This is a genomic window from Pseudomonas sp. stari2, assembly GCF_040760005.1.
Lineage (GTDB): Bacteria > Pseudomonadota > Gammaproteobacteria > Pseudomonadales > Pseudomonadaceae > Aquipseudomonas.
This window is the reverse complement of the sequence record NZ_CP099760.1, coordinates 4,689,351-4,708,960: the sequence shown is the minus strand read 5'-3', so window position 1 is coordinate 4,708,960 and position 19,610 is coordinate 4,689,351. Positions and strand designations below refer to the sequence as shown.

Here is a 19,610-nt window from a genome sequence, read left to right as displayed (position 1 = left end):
AGATGCGCTACTGATTTACCGAGGCGATGCATCAGTTGAAGGGAGGGGCTGAGGTGTTTGAGGATTCAATGAACAAGATCAGAGAGCGGTTGCTGGGATTGCCCCGGCGGCGAAAGCGTCTTATACAAGTGGCAACAGACATTATCCTGGTCTGGGCCGCGCTCTGGTTGGCATTCATTGTCCGACTGGGGATTGACGACATGTACAACCCCTTCAAAGTGCATCTCTGGCTGTTCGCATGCGCACCCGTTGTCGCGATTCCTCTGTTTATTCGTTTTGGCATGTACCGGGCGGTCATGCGTTACTTCGGCAATGACGCGTTGATCGCGATTATCAAAGCCGTCAGTTTGTCCTCCTTGATTTTGGCTGTAGTTGTCTACTGGTACAGCAATCACGAAACCGTTGTTCCGCGTTCGATCATATTCAACTACTGGTGGCTGAGTCTGGTCATTATCGGCGGATTGCGCCTTTGCATGCGTCAGTACTTCATGGGGGACTGGTTTACCGCGTCTTTGCATGTACCGTTCACCAGTCGCGACAACGGCTTGACCAAGGTCGCCATCTACGGCGCCGGTGTTGCCGGCAATCAATTGGTGGCAGCACTTCGCATGGGTAAAGTGATGCGCCCGGTGGCGTTCGTTGACGATGACCCGAGTATTGCGGAGCGTTCGATTTCCGGGCTGCATGTCTACAAGCCCAAACACATTCAAGAGATGATCGATGTCACAGGCGCCCAGGAAATCCTCCTCGCGCTTCCGTCATCGACCCGGGCGCGGCGTCGGGAGATTCTTAACCTGCTTGAAGGGTTTCCGCTTCACGTAAGAAGTGTGCCGAATTTCACCGATCTGGCGAGCGGCCGGGTCAAGGTCGAGGATATTCAAGAGGTGGATATTGCCGACCTGCTGGGACGCGACTCGGTGCCCGCGCAGCCGGATCTGCTGGAGCGCTGTATCAAGGGCAAGACTGTGATGGTGACGGGAGCGGGCGGCTCGATCGGTTCGGAATTGTGCCGGCAGATCTTCGCACTGGGACCGACCACGCTGCTGCTGTTCGATCACAGTGAGTTCAATCTGTACAGCATTCTGTCCGAGCTGGAACGGCGTGGTTGCCGGGAGTCCGTATCCGTGCACTTGCTGCCGATTCTCGGCTCTATCCGCCACCCGCATAAACTGCTCGATGTCATGAAGACCTGGCGGGTCGACACCGTTTATCACGCTGCCGCCTACAAGCATGTGCCTATGGTCGAGCACAACATTGCCGAAGGCGTGCTGAACAATGTGATCGGCACGCTCAATACGGCTCAGGCAGCATTGCAATCAGGCGTGTCCAACTTTGTATTGATTTCGACAGACAAGGCTGTGCGTCCGACCAACATCATGGGCAGCACCAAGCGCTTGGCCGAGTTGACCCTTCAGGCCTTGAGCCGTGAAATTGCGCCGGTTTTGTTTGGCGACAAATCCAATGTCTCTCGGGTCAATAAAACCCGCTTCACCATGGTCCGTTTCGGTAATGTGCTGGGGTCATCCGGGTCGGTGATTCCGCTGTTTCACAACCAGATCAAGTCCGGCGGCCCGCTGACAGTCACCCATCCGAAAATCACCCGTTACTTCATGACCATCCCCGAAGCCGCACAACTGGTTATCCAGGCAGGCTCCATGGGGCAGGGCGGCGATGTGTTCGTGCTGGATATGGGGGAGCCGGTGAAAATCGTTGAGCTCGCGGAAAAGATGATCCATCTGTCCGGTCTGAGCATTCGCTCCGAGCGTAATCCGCAGGGTGACATCTCAATTGAGTTCACCGGTTTGCGGCCTGGAGAAAAGCTCTATGAAGAGCTATTGATCGGCGACAACGTCGCCGCCACGCCGCATCCGATGATCATGACTGCCAGTGAAGATCATTTGCCATGGGATGTTCTTAAATCCCGGTTGGGAGAGCTGCTCGCTGCTGTCGATGCGGATGACTACTCCCGCGTCCGCCAGCTTCTGCGCGAAACCGTCAGCGGCTACACCCCTGACGGCGAAATCGTCGACTGGATCTACCAGCAGCGCCGTCTCGAACCCTGATTGTTTCACATCCTGTAACGGACACGTTTTTGACAGGCTCCCATCATCGCCTAAGTTTGGAGAGCAGCTTCGGAAAAGCTGCTTTCTCAATTGATGATGGAGCGTCACTTATGCGTACCGGTTATTTCTACTCCCTGATTTTTGCCTTGCTGACCAGTGCCTCGATTGCCGCCATTGCTGCGCCTCTGGCTTCTTCCGAAACGAACAAGGCGCCTGTGGTGATGGACGCCTCAGCCGCTTCTGAAAATCAGAAGGTCGATCTGAACGGTGCCGATGCGGCCACTCTGCAGAAGGAACTTGCAGGCGTAGGCGAGGCCAAGGCGAAAGCGATTGTTGCTTATCGTGAAACAAACGGGCCGTTCGCGTCGGTGGATGAATTGCTGGAAGTGAAGGGGATCGGCAAGGCGATCCTCGATCGCAATCGCGACAAGCTGGAAGTGAACTAAGCTTATTGTTCAACGCTAAGGGGCCGGTCATTGACCGGCCCTTTTTGGTTCCCGGTTCCTGAGTACATCGCAGAAGGACGACAGCCTTTCCGTCGGAAAATAGAAAATTACGGCTATCATATTGCTTTGAGATTATGCCTATAATAATTTCAGCCGCCACTGAAGCCTTCTGCTTTTCAGAGGTCGCTCATCCTTCACGCATTTCAGGAGTATCGTTATGAATTCACCGAAAACCCAAGGCACGGCGCTTGTCACGGGCGCCTCTTCCGGCATCGGTGCGGTGTATGCCGATCGATTGGCGGCGCGTGGTTTTGATCTGTTGCTGGTGGCTCGCGATCAGGAACGCCTGGGGTCTGCTGCAGACAGGTTGCGGGATGCTCACGGTGTCCAGGTCGAAGTGCTGAGGGCCGATCTGACGCAAAAAAATGAGGTGCTCAAGCTTGAGCAGCGCCTGCGCAGCGATTCCAGCATCAGCCTGTTGGTCAACAATGCGGGGGTGGCAATTAATGGATTGCTGGCCAATGCCGATCCCGAGGCGCTGGAGAAGCTGATTCAATTGAACGTCACAACCCTCACCCGGCTGGCAGCCGCTGCTGCCTCGGCATTCACCAGCGCCGGGCGCGGCACGATCATTAATATCGCGTCGGTGGTCGCCTTGTTCCCCGAACGTTTCAATGCCACCTACAGTGCCAGCAAGGCCTACGTGTTGAGCCTCACTCAGTCGCTCAATACGGAACTTGAAGGCACCGGGGTCAAGGTGCAAGCGGTATTGCCCGGTGTGACCCGAACTGAAATCTGGGAACGGTCCGGCACTGACGCCAGTAGCATACCCGCGGAGATGGTCATGGAGGCGGGCGAAATGGTCGATGCCGCATTGTCCGGGCTGGATCAGGGCGAACTCGTCACCATTCCTTCGCTGCCAGACGCCGCAGAGTGGCAAGCCTTCGTCGCCGCGCGTCATGTGATGGCGCCCAACCTGTCCCACAGCTCGGCGGCCAGCCGTTACAAGTGAAGGACTTTTGAGTCGTGAGAGGTCAACCCGATATGGATCAGCGTCGAGTAGTTGTTACGGGTATGGGCCTGGTATCGCCCTTGGGCAGTGGTGTCGAAGTCGTTTGGCAGCGTTTGCTTGCCGGGCGCTCGGGCTTGCGCCAGTTGCCGGAAGCGGTGATTGCCGATCTGCCGGCCCGGGTCGGTGGTGTGGTGCCGACAATGGAAGAGGACGCCGAGGCCGGTTTCGATCCGGATCGGGCGACGCCGCCCAAAGAGCAGAAGAAAATGGATCGTTTCATTCTGTTTGCCATGGAGGCTGCCCGTCAGGCGCTTGAGCAGGCCGGCTGGCACCCGAACGACCCCCTCGCTCAGGAGCGCACAGCGACCATCATCGGCTCCGGTGTCGGCGGATTCGGCGCGATTGCCGATGCCGTGCGCACCACCGACAGCCGTGGCCCGCGACGCTTGTCGCCGTTCACCATCCCTTCGTTTCTGGTCAACCTCGCGGCGGGCCATGTCTCGATCCAGCACGGGCTCAAGGGCCCGCTCGGCGCTCCGGTCACCGCGTGTGCTGCTGGCGTGCAGGCGATCGGTGACGCCGCTCGGCTGATTCGTGCCGGTGAGGCCGACATTGCCGTGTGCGGCGGTGCGGAAGCATGCATCGACCGCGTGAGCCTCGCCGGATTTGCAGCGGCGCGGGCACTCTCCAGTGGCTACAACGAAACGCCCGAGCGTGCTTCGCGCCCGTTCGACAGCGGGCGTGACGGTTTCGTGATGGGCGAGGGGGCCGGGTTGCTGGTGATCGAGTCGCTGGATCACGCATTGGCCCGTGGTGCCAGGCCACTGGCCGAACTGGTCGGCTACGGCACCAGTGCCGACGCCTATCATTTGACTGCCGGGCCGGAAGACGGCAGCGGAGCTCGACGAGCCATGACGCTGGCGCTGGCTCAGGCCGGTATCGCGCCGGATCAGGTGCAGCATCTGAATGCACATGCGACCTCGACGCCGGTTGGTGACCTGGGTGAACTGGCTGCAATCAAGTCGGTATTTGGAGCACAGAATAAAATCGCCGTGACCTCGACCAAATCCGCCACCGGCCATTTATTGGGAGCTGCCGGTGGCCTGGAAGCGATCTTCACGTTGTTGGCTATCCGCGACCAGACCGTTCCGCCAACCCTCAACCTGGACAATCCCGACCCGGCCAGCGAAGGCGTGGACATCGTCCACGGTCAGGCGCGGTCAATGCCGATCGAATACGCACTGTCCAACGGCTTCGGTTTCGGTGGGGTCAATGCCAGCGTGCTGTTCAAGCGCTGGCAGGCTTAGTCTTCGGAGCGCTTGAGTTGTTCGCGGGTGACGTCGAGGATCTGTTGGGCAAACCCGGCATCCGCGACGCTGCGTGAGAGCAGGAGCGCGCCCGCCAGTGTCGCCATGATGACGATACTGCGTTCGGCCGCGTTCTCGCCTTCAAGGGTGTTCTGGATCTGATCCAGGCGAGCCTTGAGCACGAGATCGCTGGTCGGGCTCGGTTGTCCGCGCAATCCCAGTTCCGAAGAAATGGTCAGCAGCGGGCAGCCTTCATGAGGAGAGGTCTGGTGCCATTCGGACAGGTACGTATCGATGAAGGCTTCCAGCGGTTTTTCCTGGGCGAACAGCTCCTCGCACAAGCCCGCGACCTGATCGCCAGCCGCCTGCAGGGCTTTTTCGACCAGGTCGTCCTTGGATTTGAAATGCGAATAAAAGCCACCGTGGGTCAGGCCCAGCGCTTTCATCAACGGTTGCAGACCGGTCGCGCCGATGCCGTCCTTGCGAAAGCGTTCGGATGCTTCCTTGATAATGCGCTGATGGGTCTGGGCTTTATGATCTTGCGAGTAACGCATTTAAACTCTCCGCAACAAGACCGCCATCTTAACCAATGCAAATTGAATGGTGACTGTACTTCTACTTCTAAAAAGCCTGCCGGTGAATCCAACATGTTCGTAACAGCCGTCAATGGTTGGCACGGATAGTGGTAGCAGCTCACAAAGTTGCCATCACCGAAGGAGCAGGAGAACCATGTACAAAGACTATCCGGCCGCCTATCAAGTCAGTAAGGGCTCGGCCTTGCAGGTCAATACACCGTTTTATGAGCGGATTCGCGACCAGAAGGCTGCGCGGACCCTGATCGAGCAATTCGAAGTGCCGATCCGCACCGGCCGCGCCTGGCATGTTCCGGCGGGGCATGTGTTTCGTGTCACCACACCGGTGGGGCCTCAGGTGGGCGACTTCAATGTGTGGAATGCCCACGATCCGCGTGAACGGATGTGGGCGGCGCGCACCCGACAACTGCAGGGCGCGCATGTCAGCACCCATGATCGTCTCTGGTCGAACCTGCCTTTTCTACGGCCTCTGGTGACCATCACCGATGACAGCCTGGCCGATTACGGCATCGATGAACACGGCGGGCGCCTGCACGACTTGCTCGGCACACGCTGTGATCCGTATGTGAACAAAATGCTCACCGGCGAAGACTTCCACCATCACTGCCACTCCAACCTGACCCGCGCCGTGCTACCGCACGGTCTGACCGAATTCGATGTGCATGACGTGTTGAACATCTTTCAGTGCACGGGGCTGAATCATGATGACCTGTACTTCATGAAGGCCTGCCCGGCGCAGAAGGGCGATTATCTGGAGTTCTTTGCGGAAATCGACTTGCTGTGTGCATTATCGACGTGTCCCGGCGGTGATCTGTCGCTGGCGATGTGGGGGCCGGACGCGCAGGATCCATTGAGCGTGTGCCGCCCGCTGGGTGTGGAAATCTATCGGCTGGACGAGTCTCTGCTGGAAGGCTGGAGCTCGCCGGAGCGCGCGGCGTACAAAGGCCTGCATGGCTTGCACATTGCCAAGGCCGACTGGGAAAAGTAACCGCGACAAAAAACAAACCCCGCCGATTCAGGCGGGGTTTTTCGTTCAGCGGTCCTGCGCGTCCTTGATGTCCGCTTCGGCATTGCGCTCGGCAACGCGTTGACGTTGTTCTTCGGTCAGTTCGACCTTGTTGGCGGTGTCGCGCAGCATCATCAGACCCCCCACGATCGAGCCGATTGCAACGACCAGAATCAACCAGGCATACCAGGGCATAGCGGCTCTCCTTAATGGCAGGTCGCCGGGCGAGGATTTCGCCGGCGATGCTGCTTACCACGTTTGAGCGATGGGAAATCGCAGTGGTTCCATTCTAGGCCGGTTATGCCAGGTACACCCGCACAGCTTCTATTGACCGGTCAGCATCGCGTCGGCTGGCGCGTTCGCGCGCAACTGGCCAGTGAGCAGGAAATAGCCGAAGCCGACCGCCATGAAACCGAGGAAGATCAGCCCGATCAGTGCGTTGAACCAGGCCATTGCCACCAGGCACACCACCGCCAGCACCAGCGCAATGAACGGGATCAATGGGTAGCACGGCGCGCGGAAAGTCCGCTCCAGATTCGGTTCGCTTTTGCGCAGCTTGAACAGACTGAGCATGCTCATGATGTACATCACGATGGCGCCGAACACGGCCATGGTGATCATTGCGGCAGTGAGGGTCATGCCGCCGAGGTTGATCAGGCCGTCGCTGTAAACGGCGGCAATGCCGATGATTCCGCCGGCGATGATCGCCCGGTGCGGCGTCTGGAAGCGCGACAGCTTCGCCAGCGAGGCGGGCAGGTAACCGGCACGGGCGAGGGCGAAGAACTGCCGCGAGTAGCCGAGAATGATCCCGTGGAAACTCGCCACCAGCCCGAACAGACCGATCCACACCAGCATGTGCAGCCAGCCGGAATTGTCGCCGACCACCGCTTTCATCGCCTGCGGCAGCGGATCGTTGATGTTCGACAGGGTGCGCCAGTCGCCGACGCCGCCGGCAAAGAACATCACGCCCATGGCCAGCAGCACCAGGGTCAGGATGCCGCTGATGTAAGCCTTGGGAATCGTGCGTTTCGGATCCTTGGCTTCTTCTGCCGCCATGGCCGCGCCTTCAATCGCGAGGAAGAACCAGATCGCAAACGGAATCGCCGCGAACATCCCGGCGATCGCCGGTGCGCCGAACACGTCCGCGCCGGCCCAGCCATTGAGGGCGAAGTTGCTGAAGCTGAAGGCGGGTGCGACCACGCCCATGAACACCAGCAACTCGGCGACGGCCAGCACGCAGACGATCAACTCGAAGGTCGCGGCCAGTTTCACACCAAGAATGTTCAGGCCCATGAACACGATGTATGCACCAACCGCTGCGTGTTTCGGATCGAGGGCCGGAAACTGTACGTTCAGATAGGCGCCAATCGCCAGCGCAATCGCCGGTGGGGCAAAAACGAATTCGATCAGCGTTGCCAATCCGGCGATCAATCCGCCCTTTTCACCAAAAGCCCGGCGACTGTAGGCAAACGGCCCGCCCGCATGCGGGATCGCCGTGGTCAGTTCGGTGAAGCTGAAAATGAAGCAGGTGTACATGGTCGCGACCATGAACGAGGTCACCAGAAAGCCCAATGTTCCGGCGACGCCCCAGCCATAACTCCAGCCGAAATACTCCCCGGAAATCACCAGCCCCACCGCAATGCCCCACAGGTGCAATGTGCCCAGCGTGGGTTTGAGTTGTGTGTTCATGCGTTTGCTCCCTGAACGGTTTGGAAAGCTCGGGGGAGGGCGTGTGCAGTGGGCGTGCCATTTTGTATTGGCGGGTCGCAATGGGCTGAAAGCTGTCGTATCGGGGATGTTCGCTACTCGATAGCCACATTTCTGTGCGCCAGTCAGGTGCGTCGGCCATCGGGAGCAGTCGTAAAGAAGGCATAAACCCACTCTTTACGCATTCTTTATGCCCCGCCCGCACCCTCGGTCTCGTTCCTTTACAGCCTCCTTTCCGACAATGCCTCCACACGCGGCAATAAGCCGTAACACGGAGATCTTCCATGAGCGTTCTGGACGGGGTGTCCCTGCTGCTGGCAGTGGGGCTGTTCATTTATCTGTTGGTTGCGCTGTTGCGCGCGGACCGGAACTAGGAGCGGCTATGCACAGTTATGACTATTGGCAGATCCTCGCGTTTTTCGCGTTGGTGTTGCTGCCGGCGCCGTTCCTCGGGCGCTTCTACTACAAGGTGATGGAAGGTCAGCGCACCTGGCTGACGCCGATTCTCGGCCCGGTCGAGCGCGGCTGTTACCGAATTGCCGGGGTCGATCCGCAAGCCGAACAGAGCTGGCAGAAGTACACGCTGGCGCTGCTGGCGTTCAACCTCGCGGGTTTCCTGTTGCTGTTCGCGATCCTGTTGTTCCAGGATCACCTGCCGCTGAACCCGCAAAACCTGCCGGGCCAGGAGTGGACCCAGGCGTTCAACACCGCCGTCAGCTTCATGACCAACACCAACTGGCAGTCCTACAGCGGTGAAGCGACCCTCAGCTACCTGAGCCAGATGGTCGGCCTCACCGTGCAGAACTTCGTCAGCGCCGCCACCGGTCTTGCCGTGCTCGTCGCGTTGTGCCGTGGCATCGGTCGCAAATCCACCAAGACCCTGGGCAACTTCTGGGCCGACATGACCCGCGCCACCCTCTACGGTCTGCTGCCGCTGTGTCTGTTGCTGGCGCTGTACCTGGTGTGGCAGGGCGTGCCACAGACCTTCGCGCAATATGTGAATGCGGTGACGATGCAAGGCGTCGATCAAGTAATCCCGCTCGGCCCCGCAGCCAGCCAGATTGCGATCAAGCAACTGGGCACCAACGGCGGTGGTTTCTTCGGCGTCAACTCGGCGCATCCGTTCGAGAACCCGACCGCGTGGAGCAACCTGTTCGAAGTCACCTCGATCATCCTGATCCCGGTGGCGCTGGTGTTCACCTTCGGTCACTACGTCAAGGACCTGCGTCAGAGCCGCGCCATCATCGGCTGCATGCTCGCGCTGTTCCTGATCGGCGGCGCTACTTCGCTGTGGGCCGAGTATCAGCCGAACCCTGCGCTGAATAACGTGGCCGTCGAACAGACCGCACCGCTGGAAGGCAAGGAATCGCGTTTCGGCACCACTGCCACCGTGCTCTGGTCGGTGACCACCACCGCAGCCTCGAACGGTTCGGTCAACGGCATGCATGACAGCCTCAACCCGCTCAGCGGCATGGTCGCGCTGGTCAACATGATGGTCGGCGAAGTGATCTTCGGCGGCGTCGGTGCCGGGCTCTACGGCATGTTGCTGAACGTGCTGATCGCGGTGTTCCTCGCCGGCCTGATGATCGGCCGCACCCCGGAATACCTCGGCAAGAAACTCCAGGCCCGCGAAGTGCAACTGCTGGTCGTGACCCTGCTGGTGATGCCGGTTGGCGTGCTGGTGCTGGGCGCGATTGCCGCTGCCCTGCCTGGCCCGGCGGCGACCATCAGCAACCCCGGCCCCCACGGTTTCAGCCAGTTGCTGTACGCCTACACCTCGGCCAGTGCCAACAACGGTTCGGCGTTCGGTGGCCTGAGTGCCAACACCCCGTTCCACAACCTGATGCTGGGCTTGGGCATGTTGATCGGTCGCTTCGGTTACATCCTCCCGGTACTGGCCCTGGCCGGCAGCCTGGCGATGAAGAAAACCGCACCGATCGGCCAGAACAGCTTCCCGACCCACGGCCCGTTGTTCGTGACCCTGTTGACCGTGACCATTTTGCTGGTGGGCGGCCTGACCTTCTTGCCGACCCTGGCGCTCGGCCCGATTGCCGAACACCTGAGCATGGGCTTCTAAGGAATCCATCATGAATATGCATGTTCCAGCTTCAAAACCAGCGGTAGTTGCCAAGTCGGCAGAAGCGCCCAAAACCGCGATCAGCGCCCTGTGGCGTCCGGCGCTGGTGCAAGCGTTCGTCAAGCTCGACCCACGCCAGTTGGTGCGCTCTCCAGTGATGCTGGTGGTCGAATTGACCGCGATTTTCACCACCGTGTTGTGCTTCATCCCGGACAACGTCGTGCCGACCTTCGTCGCGGCGCAAATCGCCCTGTGGCTGTGGTTCACCGTGGTGTTCGCCAACTTCGCCGAAGCGCTGGCCGAAGGCCGTGGCAAGGCCCGCGCCGACAGCCTCAAGGCTGGCAGCGAAGGCCTGAGCGCCCGACGCAAACTGGCCAACGGCAGCTTCCAGGTGGTGCCCGCCGCCAGCCTGCGCAAGGGTGATGTGGTGCGCGTTGAAGCCGGGGAGATGATCCCCGGTGACGGCGAGGTCATCGAAGGCATCGCGGCGGTCAACGAAGCGGCGATTACCGGTGAATCGGCTCCCGTGATCCGCGAGTCCGGCGGCGACCGTTCTGCGGTCACCGGCAACACGCGGTTGGTGTCCGACTGGCTGCTGGTGAAGATCACCGCCAACCCCGGCGAATCGACTCTGGACCGCATGATCGCGCTGGTCGAAGGCGCCAAACGCCAGAAGACCCCGAACGAAGTGGCGCTGGACATCCTGCTGATCGGTCTGACCCTGATCTTCCTGCTGGTGGTTGTGACCCTGCAACCGTTCGCCCACTTTGCCAACGGCAGCCTGCCGCTGGTGTTCCTGGTGGCGCTGTTGGTCACGCTGATTCCGACCACTATCGGCGGCCTGTTGTCAGCGATCGGTATCGCCGGGATGGATCGTCTGGTGCGCCTGAACGTGATTGCCAAGTCCGGTCGTGCAGTGGAAGCAGCGGGTGATGTGCACGTGTTGCTGCTGGACAAGACCGGCACCATCACCTTCGGCAACCGTCGTTGCAGCGCGGTGTATGCCGCTCCCGGCGTGAGTGGTCGCGAGCTGGCCGAAGGCGCGCTGTTCGCTTCGCTCGCCGATGAAACCGCCGAAGGCAAGTCCATCGTCGAGTACCTGCGTGGCCTGCATCCGCAAACGGAACCTGCGCTGGATGTGTTGACTGCGGTGCCGTTCAGTGCGGAAACACGCTTGTCCGGTGTCGACTATCAGGGCCGTGTATTCCGCAAGGGCGCGGTGGATTCGCTGCTGGCGTTCCTCGGTCAACAACGCAAGGATCTGGCGCCGGCGCTGTCCCGGGAAATCGACAAGATTGCCCAGAGCGGCGGCACCCCGCTGCTGGTCTGTGCCGACGGCAAACTGCTCGGTGTCATCCACTTGAAAGACGTGGTCAAGCCGGGCATCCGCGAGCGTTTCGCCGAGCTGCGCAAACTGGGGATCCGCACGGTGATGGTCACCGGCGACAACCCGCTGACCGCCGCCGCGATTGCCGCTGAAGCAGGCGTCGACGATGTACTGGCCGAAGCGACGCCAGAGAAGAAACTGGCGCGCATCCGTCACGAGCAAAACGACGGTCGCCTGGTCGCGATGTGCGGCGACGGTGCCAACGATGCCCCGGCGCTGGCCCAGGCTGACGTCGGCATGGCGATGAACGACGGCACTCAGGCGGCGCGTGAAGCGGCCAACATGGTCGATCTCGACAGCGACCCGACCAAGCTGCTGGATGTGGTGCAGATCGGCAAGGAACTGCTGGTGACTCGCGGCGCATTGACGACCTTTTCCATCGCCAACGACGTGGCCAAGTACTTCGCGATCCTGCCGGCACTGTTCGCTGCGATCTACCCGCAACTGGGCGTGCTGAACATCATGCACTTGAGCAGCCCGCAGAGCGCGATCCTGTCGGCCATCGTCTTTAACGCTTTGATCATCGTCGTGCTGATCCCGCTGGCCCTGCGCGGCGTGCGGGTGCAGGCGGCGAATGCGGCGGCGTTGCTGCGACGCAACCTGCTGATCTATGGCCTGGGCGGGATTCTGGTGCCGTTCGTGGGGATCAAGGCGATCGACATGTTGCTGACAGCGTTGCATCTGGTTTGACCCTGAACAGCGGTGTGCCGGGCACACCGCTTTAAGCCCGAATTCGAGGAGTCTGAAATGTCCACATTGTTACGTCCGGCCCTGAGCCTGCTGGTGCTGATGACCCTGGTCACCGGCGTTGCCTATCCGCTGGTGGTCACCGGTGTTGCGCAAGTCGCATTCCCCGAGCAGGCCAACGGCAGCCTGGTGCGCGATGCCGAAGGCAAGGTGCGCGGCTCGTCCCTGATTGCTCAGGATTTTGTCGGCGATGCGTGGTTTCATCCACGTCCGTCGGCCGGTGCCTTTGCCACCGTGTCGAGCAGCGCGAGCAACCTGGCGCCGAGTAATCCGGCACTGGCCACTCGGGTGATCGATGACGCCAACAAACTGCTGGTGCCCGGTCAGGGCCCGGTGCCGCTGGCGCTGCTGACTACGTCCGGCAGCGGTCTCGATCCGCACTTGCCACCGGCCGCGATTGCCTATCAACTGGCGCGTGTCGCCCACGCGCGCAACTTGCCGGTGGCGACCTTGCAACAGTTGCTCGACGCCCACATCGAACAGCCGCTGGTGGGGCCGCCGGTGGTGAATGTGCTGGCGTTGAACATGGCGCTGGAAAAGCGGTAATGAATCCTTCAGGAAGAGAGCTTCAAGCATGAGTGACTCCGGCCGCGCCGACGCGCTGTTAGCAGAACTGCCCCGCGACGGACGCGGCCGGCTCAAGGTTTTTCTCGGCGCCGCGCCGGGCGTGGGCAAGACCTTCGCCATGCTGCAGGCCGCCCATAGCCAGCTGCGCCAGGGCGTGAAAGTCATCGCCGGTGTGGTCGAAACCCACGGACGCGCCGAAACCGAAGCGCTGCTCGGCGGCTTGCCGCAACTGCCGCTGGTGCGTTCGGAATACCGTGGCGTGACGCTGGAGGAAATGGACCTCGACGGTCTGCTCGCAGCAAAACCGAAACTGGTGCTGGTCGACGAACTCGCCCACAGCAACGCCCCCGGTAGTCGCCACGCCAAACGCTGGCAGGACATTCAGGAACTGCTCGCCGCCGGCATCGACGTCTACACCACGGTCAACGTCCAGCACCTGGAAAGCCTCAACGATCAGGTGCGTGGCATCACCGGCGTGCAGGTGCGCGAAACCCTGCCGGACTGGGTGCTGCAGGAAGCCTACGAACTGCTGCTGATCGACCTGCCGCCCCGGGAACTGCTCGAGCGCTTGCGCGAAGGCAAGGTCTACGTGCCCGAGCAGGCCCGGGCCGCGATCGATGCGTTTTTTACCCAGACCAATCTCACCGCGTTGCGGGAACTGGCGATGCAGACGGCTGCGGCGCAGGTCGACAACGATCTGGCCCAGGGCTACCGCAAGCTCGGTCAGGCCGCGCCGGCAGTGCGCGGACGCTTGCTGGTCGGCGTCGATGGCAATGCCGATGCCGAACGTCTGGTGCGTCATGCCAGCCGTGTCGCCCAACGTCGGCATTTGCCGTGGAGCCTGGTGCACGTCGACAACGGCAGTGTGCGCGATGAGCAATCGCGGCTGCGCCTGCAAGGCGCCCAGCAACTGGCCGAACGGCTTGGCGGGGAAGTGGTGCTGCTGCGGGCCGGCGAAGTGGCGAAGACCCTGATTCAGCATGCAACCGAGCGCCGGGCCAGTCTGGTGCTGGTTGGCCAGTCGCGCCCGAGTCTGCGCCGGTGCTTGTTCGGTGGTGGTCTGGCAGCGCGATTGTTGCGTCAGTCCCATGGCCTGGAAATCAACGTGCTGGACAGCGATCACGAGCAGCACGCGCCACGCCTGCGGACGGCGCCAACGCTGGTGTGGTTCGACTACGCGCTGGCGCTGGTGGCCACGGTGTTGGCCAGTGCGCTGGCGTGGGCGGTGTCCAGCGTATTGCCGTTGCCGAACATCTCACTGGTGTTCCTTGCCGCGGTATTGCTGGTGGCGGTACGCAGCAGTCTGGGGCCTTCGCTGGCTTGTGCGGCGTTGTCGTTTCTGACCTACGACTTTCTGTTCATTCCGCCGAATTTTTCCTTCGCTATCCAGCGCGAAGAAGACGTGCTGACCTTGCTGTTCTTCCTGCTGATGGCAGCGCTTACCGGCAACCTGGCGGCGCGTCAGCGGCGGCAATTGCAGGCGTTGCGCGATACCCAGGAAGAGACCACCGAGCTGCTCGACCTTTCGCGCAAACTCACCGCCGCCACCGACCGTCAGGCCGTGGTCAGCGCCGCCGCACAGCACCTCAATGGCTGGAGCGATCTGCAACTGTGCCTGCTCAATCGCGACGGGCAGGGTGGCTGGAAAGTCGAGACCGGTGGGCCGTTGCAGTTCACTGAATCCGAACGCGCCGCTGCCGACTGGGCCTGGCAACACGATCAACCGGCGGGCATGGGCACCGGCACGTTGCCTTTCGGGCGTTGGTGGTGGTGGCCGTTGTCGGTGGAGGACGGGCCGCTCGCACTGCTCGGTGTGTGTGCCAAAGAAGGTCAGACTTTGAGTGGGCAACGCCGCCGCTTACTGACCGCACTGAGCCAGCCACTCGCTCAGGCACTGGCCCGAGCGCAACTGGCCGATGACCTGGAAGCCGCGCGCCTGCACGGCGAAACCGAACAACTGCGCAGCGCCTTGCTGGCTTCGGTGTCCCACGATCTGCGCACGCCGCTGACGTCAATGCGCGGCAGCATCGACAGCCTGCTGGCACTCGGCGAAGCAATCCCGCTGGAGGATCGCCGCGAGTTGCTCGAAGGCACTCGCGATGAAGCCGAACGTCTCGACCGTTACATTCAGAATCTGCTGGACATGACCCGCCTCGGCCACGGCGCCCTGAAACTGGCGCGGGACTGGGTATCGCCGGCGGACATCGTCGGCAGTGCGCTCAATCGCCTGCGTGCCGTATTGTCATCATTGCAAGTCAGCACCGACGTACCGGCCGAGTTGCCGCTTCTGTTCGTCCATGCCGCGTTGATCGAACAGGCGCTGGTGAACGTGCTGGAAAACGCCGCGCGTTTCTCGCCGTCCCACGGCCGTCTGCAACTGCGTGCCGGGGCGGATGACAGCGAGGTGTTTTTCTCGGTCAGCGATGAGGGGCCGGGGATTCCCGTCGATGAGCGGGCGAAGATTTTCGACATGTTCTACACCGCCGCCCGGGGCGATCGCGGCGGGCAGGGCACCGGCCTGGGGCTGGCGATCTGTCAGGGCATGGTCGGCGCCCATGGCGGGCGGATCAGTGTCGGCGACGGCATCGACGGGCGCGGCACCTGCATCACCCTGCACCTTCCTTTGCAGGCACAACCGGGGTTGGACGGTGAAGCCTGATCCGCGCTGCGCTACTCTCTTGCCACTCTTTTGTGTTGATGTGAACTCATGACTCAGACCGCGACCATTTTGGTCATCGATGATGAACCGCAGATCCGCAAGTTCCTGCGCATCAGCCTCGCCTCGCAAGGCTACAAAGTGCTGGAGGCCGGCACTGGTGCCGAGGGCCTGGCCCATGCGGCGCTGAATAAACCTGACCTGTTGGTGCTCGACCTCGGTCTGCCGGACATGGACGGTCAGCAAGTGCTGCGCGAGTTTCGCGAGTGGGCTACGGCACCGGTGCTGGTGCTCTCGGTGCGCGCCAGCGAAGGGCAAAAAGTCCAGGCGCTGGATGGCGGCGCCAATGACTACGTGACCAAGCCGTTCGGCATTCAGGAATTTCTCGCCCGGGTGCGCGCGTTGCTGCGTCAGGCGCCGTCCGGCGAAGCACAGCAGGCCGCGTTGAATTTCGGCCCGCTGACCGTGGACCTAGCGTATCGCCGCGTGTTGCTCGACGGCGTCGAAGTCGCTCTGACCCGCAAGGAATACGCTGTGTTGGCGCAACTGGCGCGGCATCCGGGGCGGGTGATCACCCAGCAGCAATTGCTCAAGGATATCTGGGGCCCGACCCACACCGAAGACAGTCATTATCTGCGGATCGTGGTCGGGCATCTGCGGCAGAAACTGGCGGACGATCCGACCCGGCCACGGTTCATCGTGACCGAGGCCGGCGTTGGTTATCGGTTGTTGAACGAGAACAGCCTTTAGTTCTGTTCGCTCTCGTAACGGTCGAGGGTGTCCCGGGCGATCTCGCGACCCAGCGCGATCAGCTCCGGCGCCTTGTAGAACTCGAAGAACCGGCACACCCGCTTCGGTACGTTGATCAGGATGTCCGGTGGATACCCGGCGATCTTGTACTGCGCCAGCGAGGTCTGCATCACCTCGAAGCTCTGGTTGATCAAGTCCAGCAACGATGCCGGCCCGACGTTATCGATGATGAACGAACCGGTGGCGGATTTCGGGGCGCCTTCACGTTCGGGAGCGGCCGCCGGTTGCTGGGTTTCAGGCTCCGCACCTTCGACCCACGGGTTGATCTCGGCGGCCTCGGCGCGCAACGCCTCCTGTTCGAGTCGCAGCAATTGCTCGGCTTGAGTGCGGCGGAACGGCATCTTCGAACCGAGTGAACTGATCAGGTTGTCGAAGCGGCTACGAAACGCGGCAGGCCGCTGGATCACCGGCAATTTGTAATGACGCTGGTTGGTCGAGTTGAGATTGACCGCGATGATCAGATCGCAATGGCTCGACACCACCGGCACGATCGGCAACGGGTTGAGAATCCCGCCGTCCACCAGCATCCGGTTGCCTTGCATCACCGGCGTGAACAGGCTGGGAATCGCCGCCGAGGCACGCATCGCCTGATGCAGGCAGCCTTCCTGAAACCAGATTTCCTGTTGATTGGTAAGGTCGGCGGCCACTGCCGTGTAGGGGATGCGCAGCTCCTCGATGTTGACCTCGCCGACGATCTTGCGGATCTGGCCGAAGACCTTTTCGCCACGGATTGCGCCGAGACGGAAACTCACGTCCACCAGCCGCAGCACATCGAGATAATCCAGGCCTTCGATCCAGTTGCGGTACTCGTCGAGTTTGCCGGAGGCATAGATTCCGCCGACCACGGCGCCCATCGAACAACCGGCAATACAGGCGATGTCGTAACCACGCCGTTCAATCTCTTCGATGACCCCGATATGGGCATAGCCCCGGGCGCCACCGGAGCCCAGCACCAGTGCGACACGCTTTTTCATCAGACTTCCTCCCCGACAGGTTTCCACAATGCACCCATCGAGGGTCGGGCTACAATCGTCACGGTCGCTCGGGGTGGCGATGGCGTCGTTATTTCGATACTTCATGACCCGCTGGCGTTATCTTTCGCCGTGTGGTGGATTCACGGGGCACAAGGCACTTTTTCACCACCCGAACGTCTTAACTGCACGACTTTTGACCTATCTTTGAGGTGTAAGTGATGAAAGCCTGGATCTGTGTGCCCTTGATTGCCCTGGCATTGGCCGGTTGCGCTGGCAAGACTGCTTATCGCGACAGCTGCGGCAGCCAGCTCGACGCGGCGTGGCATGAACTGGACCTGGCCAAGGCCGAGGGTTTCGCCGGCACGGTCAGCTACTCCAAAGCCCTGTCGTTGCTGACCGCGGCCAAGACTCAGCAGCAATTCGAGGGATTCGAGGGTTGCAGCAAAAAAGCCGAGAAGGCACGTTTCTACATTCGCGAATCCCGCGCCGGGCGCTAAGCTGCTGACGTAGCGCAAGTGCAGCTGCATTGCGCAGGTACACACTTGTGCAGCGCCATTGAATTCAGGAGCAAGTAATGTCTGCGTTGGTCGACCGGTTGGTGGCTCATGTCCTGAGCCTGGAAGTCAGGCTGCTGGCCTGTCAGGCACGTTTGACCGCTCGGACCGACCCTGAGGCGCTGCATGATCTGCGAACCACCGTGCGCCGCTTGCGCAGCCTGTTGCGGCCATTGCGCGGCTTGCCCGGTGTCGAGCAACTGGAAGATGCGGCCGCTGCTGTCGGGCAACTGACCACGCCCTGGCGTGACCGCGAGGTGCTGGCGGCCTGGCTGACCGAACATGGCCAGCCTGAAGCCGCGCAGCGGCGCATGGCGCAGATGGCCGAGGCTTACCCGACTTTGGCAGCCAGTGCCGAAGTGGCTTCGCTGCTGATGATACTCGATGCCTTCCCGCGTTTCCTGCGGGCATCCCAGCGTCAGGGCTTGCTCGATGATCTAGGCCTGCGCATCGAAAAGCGCCTGGGCAAACAATGGAAGAACCTCGACGTGGCGCTGCACGATCCGGCCCACGACCGCCATCGTCTGCGCCTGTTGATCAAGCGGGTGCGCTACGGGATCGAAGCCTATCCCGAACTCGATCGCCTACCTAAAGCTGCGTTGGAGCGCCTGAAGTCTGCGCAAGGCGCCTTGGGCGACTGGCATGATTGCTGGCAGTGGCTGGCGAAAGCCGAGCAGGAATCAGATTTGCAGCCCTGCATCGCTACCTGGCAGGCGACCATGGCCAAGGCCGAGATCAAGGCTGACCGGGTGCTGGAAAAGCTCAGCGCAGCCTGCTTCAAGTCCTGAAACCCTCTACAGCTCGGCGCGGCTGTCTTATCTGTCAGTCTCTTTGACCGGAATGGACGCTGCGCCGCTCTGTCGCGCTGGTTAAGATCCGGTCATTCCCTTTTTCGTGTCCGAGGTTCCCATGCGCTTTTGCGATCTGATCGATGCTGTCCGTCGTCAACCGGAGGTCACGATTCCTGCGGAGTGGGGCCAGGGCCGAGCCAGTTTTGGCGGGTTGGTTGCCGCACTGCAATTTGAAGTGATGCGCACTCGGGTGCCAACTGGACGGCCGGTGCGTTCGCTGGCGATCACCTTCGTCGGCCCGGTCGAGCCCGAAGTGCCGGTGAGCTTCGAGGTCGAGGTGTTGCGCGAAGGCAAAGCGGTCATTCAGGTGCTGGGACGCGCCGTGCAGAACGGTCAGGTGGTGACGATGGTACAAGGCAGCTTCGGTGCTTCGCGCCCTTCGGAAGTGGCGGTTGCAGCCTATCCGGCGCCCGAGATGAAGCACTGGGACGACTGCCAGGAACTGCCGTACATCAAAGGCGTGACCCCGGAGTTCATGCGTCATCTGGCGATGCGCTGGAGTGTCGGCGGCATGCCATTTACCGGCATTCAATCGCGGCTGATGGGCGGCTGGGTGCGCTTGCGTGGGGATGTGAAGGAAGAGCCGGTCAACGAGGCGCATCTGCTGGCGCTGGTCGATGCCTGGCCGCCGGCGCTGTTGCCGTATCTGAAGAAACCGGCACCGGGCAGTACGCTGACCTGGACCATCGAATTCGTTCAGCCCTTACACGATTTGAGCACGCTGGACTGGTGCCAGTATCTGGCGGACATCGAGTATGCCGCCGACGGTTACGGCCACGTCGCCGCCAAGCTGTGGAGCGCGGAGGGTGAACTGATCGCCATGAGCCGGCAGACGGTGACGATCTTCGCCTGA

18 protein-coding genes are annotated in these 19,610 nt (G+C 61.4%); 14 read left to right on the top strand and 4 right to left on the bottom strand.

Features of this window, described 5'->3' with window-relative positions; all coding sequences use genetic code 11:
* Positions 1–68 precede the first annotated feature (68 nt).
* The 4 genes from NH234_RS21465 (at position 69) to fabF (ending at position 4,828) form a co-directional block, all read left to right on the top strand.
* Positions 69–2,063: a nucleoside-diphosphate sugar epimerase/dehydratase gene (locus tag NH234_RS21465; RefSeq protein ID WP_085730550.1), complete on the top strand. Its 1,995-nt coding sequence runs from the start codon at positions 69–71 to the stop codon at positions 2,061–2,063.
* Positions 2,064–2,173: 110 nt separating this feature from the next.
* A complete protein-coding gene (locus NH234_RS21460) occupies positions 2,174–2,509 on the top strand; it encodes a ComEA family DNA-binding protein (protein ID WP_085730551.1) in 336 nt (111 codons plus the stop codon).
* A 217-nt stretch (positions 2,510–2,726) separates the two neighbouring features.
* The gene (locus NH234_RS21455; protein ID WP_367254268.1) at positions 2,727–3,521 is read left to right on the top strand and encodes an SDR family NAD(P)-dependent oxidoreductase; all 795 of its coding nucleotides are present in this window, start codon (positions 2,727–2,729) and stop codon (positions 3,519–3,521) included.
* Between the two features lie 32 nt (positions 3,522–3,553).
* Positions 3,554–4,828, top strand: coding sequence for a beta-ketoacyl-ACP synthase II (gene fabF / locus NH234_RS21450; protein WP_367254266.1), 1,275 nt, complete (start codon positions 3,554–3,556; stop codon positions 4,826–4,828).
* On the opposite strand, the gene NH234_RS21445 is transcribed toward fabF, so the two are convergent.
* Positions 4,825–5,382 (bottom strand): TetR/AcrR family transcriptional regulator, encoded by a 558-nt coding sequence (locus NH234_RS21445; protein WP_085730554.1) that lies wholly within the window; start codon positions 5,380–5,382, stop codon positions 4,825–4,827. The two genes, fabF and NH234_RS21445, sit on opposite strands and share 4 nt — an antisense overlap.
* Before the next feature lie 175 nt (positions 5,383–5,557).
* Between NH234_RS21445 and NH234_RS21440 the strand changes: the two genes are divergently transcribed.
* Positions 5,558–6,409, top strand: coding sequence for a DUF1989 domain-containing protein (locus tag NH234_RS21440; protein WP_085730555.1), 852 nt, complete (start codon positions 5,558–5,560; stop codon positions 6,407–6,409).
* Between the two features lie 45 nt (positions 6,410–6,454).
* On the opposite strand, the gene NH234_RS21435 is transcribed toward NH234_RS21440, so the two are convergent.
* Both NH234_RS21435 and eat read right to left on the bottom strand, forming a co-directional pair.
* A complete protein-coding gene (locus tag NH234_RS21435) occupies positions 6,455–6,622 on the bottom strand; it encodes a DUF2897 family protein (protein ID WP_065257130.1) in 168 nt (55 codons plus the stop codon).
* A gap of 129 nt (positions 6,623–6,751) precedes the next feature.
* A complete protein-coding gene (gene eat, locus NH234_RS21430; protein WP_367254263.1) occupies positions 6,752–8,116 on the bottom strand; it encodes an ethanolamine permease in 1,365 nt (454 codons plus the stop codon).
* Between the two features lie 302 nt (positions 8,117–8,418).
* Between eat and kdpF the strand changes: the two genes are divergently transcribed.
* The 6 genes from kdpF to NH234_RS21400 are packed head-to-tail and all read left to right on the top strand — an operon-like array spanning position 8,419 to position 16,318.
* Positions 8,419–8,508 (top strand): K(+)-transporting ATPase subunit F, encoded by a 90-nt coding sequence (gene kdpF, locus NH234_RS21425; RefSeq protein ID WP_007899818.1) that lies wholly within the window; start codon positions 8,419–8,421, stop codon positions 8,506–8,508.
* An 8-nt stretch (positions 8,509–8,516) separates the two neighbouring features.
* Positions 8,517–10,211: a potassium-transporting ATPase subunit KdpA gene (gene kdpA / locus NH234_RS21420; protein WP_367254259.1), complete on the top strand. Its 1,695-nt coding sequence runs from the start codon at positions 8,517–8,519 to the stop codon at positions 10,209–10,211.
* Between the two features lie 10 nt (positions 10,212–10,221).
* Positions 10,222–12,288 carry a potassium-transporting ATPase subunit KdpB gene (gene kdpB, locus NH234_RS21415; protein ID WP_367254256.1) on the top strand — a complete coding sequence of 689 codons (2,067 nt, stop codon included), beginning with the start codon at positions 10,222–10,224 and terminating at the stop codon, positions 12,286–12,288.
* Between the two features lie 57 nt (positions 12,289–12,345).
* Entirely contained in the window at positions 12,346–12,891 is a 546-nt protein-coding gene (gene kdpC / locus NH234_RS21410; protein ID WP_367254254.1) for a potassium-transporting ATPase subunit KdpC, read from the top strand.
* Positions 12,892–12,919: 28 nt separating this feature from the next.
* The gene (locus NH234_RS21405; RefSeq protein WP_367254252.1) at positions 12,920–15,571 is read left to right on the top strand and encodes a DUF4118 domain-containing protein; all 2,652 of its coding nucleotides are present in this window, start codon (positions 12,920–12,922) and stop codon (positions 15,569–15,571) included.
* A 48-nt stretch (positions 15,572–15,619) separates the two neighbouring features.
* Positions 15,620–16,318 carry a response regulator gene (locus NH234_RS21400; RefSeq protein ID WP_367254250.1) on the top strand — a complete coding sequence of 233 codons (699 nt, stop codon included), beginning with the start codon at positions 15,620–15,622 and terminating at the stop codon, positions 16,316–16,318.
* On the opposite strand, the gene NH234_RS21395 is transcribed toward NH234_RS21400, so the two are convergent.
* Entirely contained in the window at positions 16,315–17,352 is a 1,038-nt protein-coding gene (locus NH234_RS21395; protein WP_367254248.1) for a patatin-like phospholipase family protein, read from the bottom strand. The two genes, NH234_RS21400 and NH234_RS21395, sit on opposite strands and share 4 nt — an antisense overlap.
* Positions 17,353–17,570: 218 nt before the next feature.
* On the opposite strand from NH234_RS21395, the gene NH234_RS21390 reads away from it, so the two are divergent.
* The 3 genes from NH234_RS21390 to NH234_RS21380 all read left to right on the top strand — a co-directional run bounded on the left by NH234_RS21390 (position 17,571) and on the right by NH234_RS21380 (position 19,610).
* Positions 17,571–17,849 (top strand): hypothetical protein, encoded by a 279-nt coding sequence (locus NH234_RS21390; RefSeq protein ID WP_041069470.1) that lies wholly within the window; start codon positions 17,571–17,573, stop codon positions 17,847–17,849.
* Between the two features lie 77 nt (positions 17,850–17,926).
* Entirely contained in the window at positions 17,927–18,694 is a 768-nt protein-coding gene (locus tag NH234_RS21385; RefSeq protein ID WP_367254246.1) for a CHAD domain-containing protein, read from the top strand.
* A gap of 121 nt (positions 18,695–18,815) precedes the next feature.
* On the top strand, positions 18,816–19,610 hold the full coding sequence (locus NH234_RS21380) for an acyl-CoA thioesterase (RefSeq protein ID WP_367254243.1): 795 nt from the start codon (positions 18,816–18,818) through the stop codon (positions 19,608–19,610).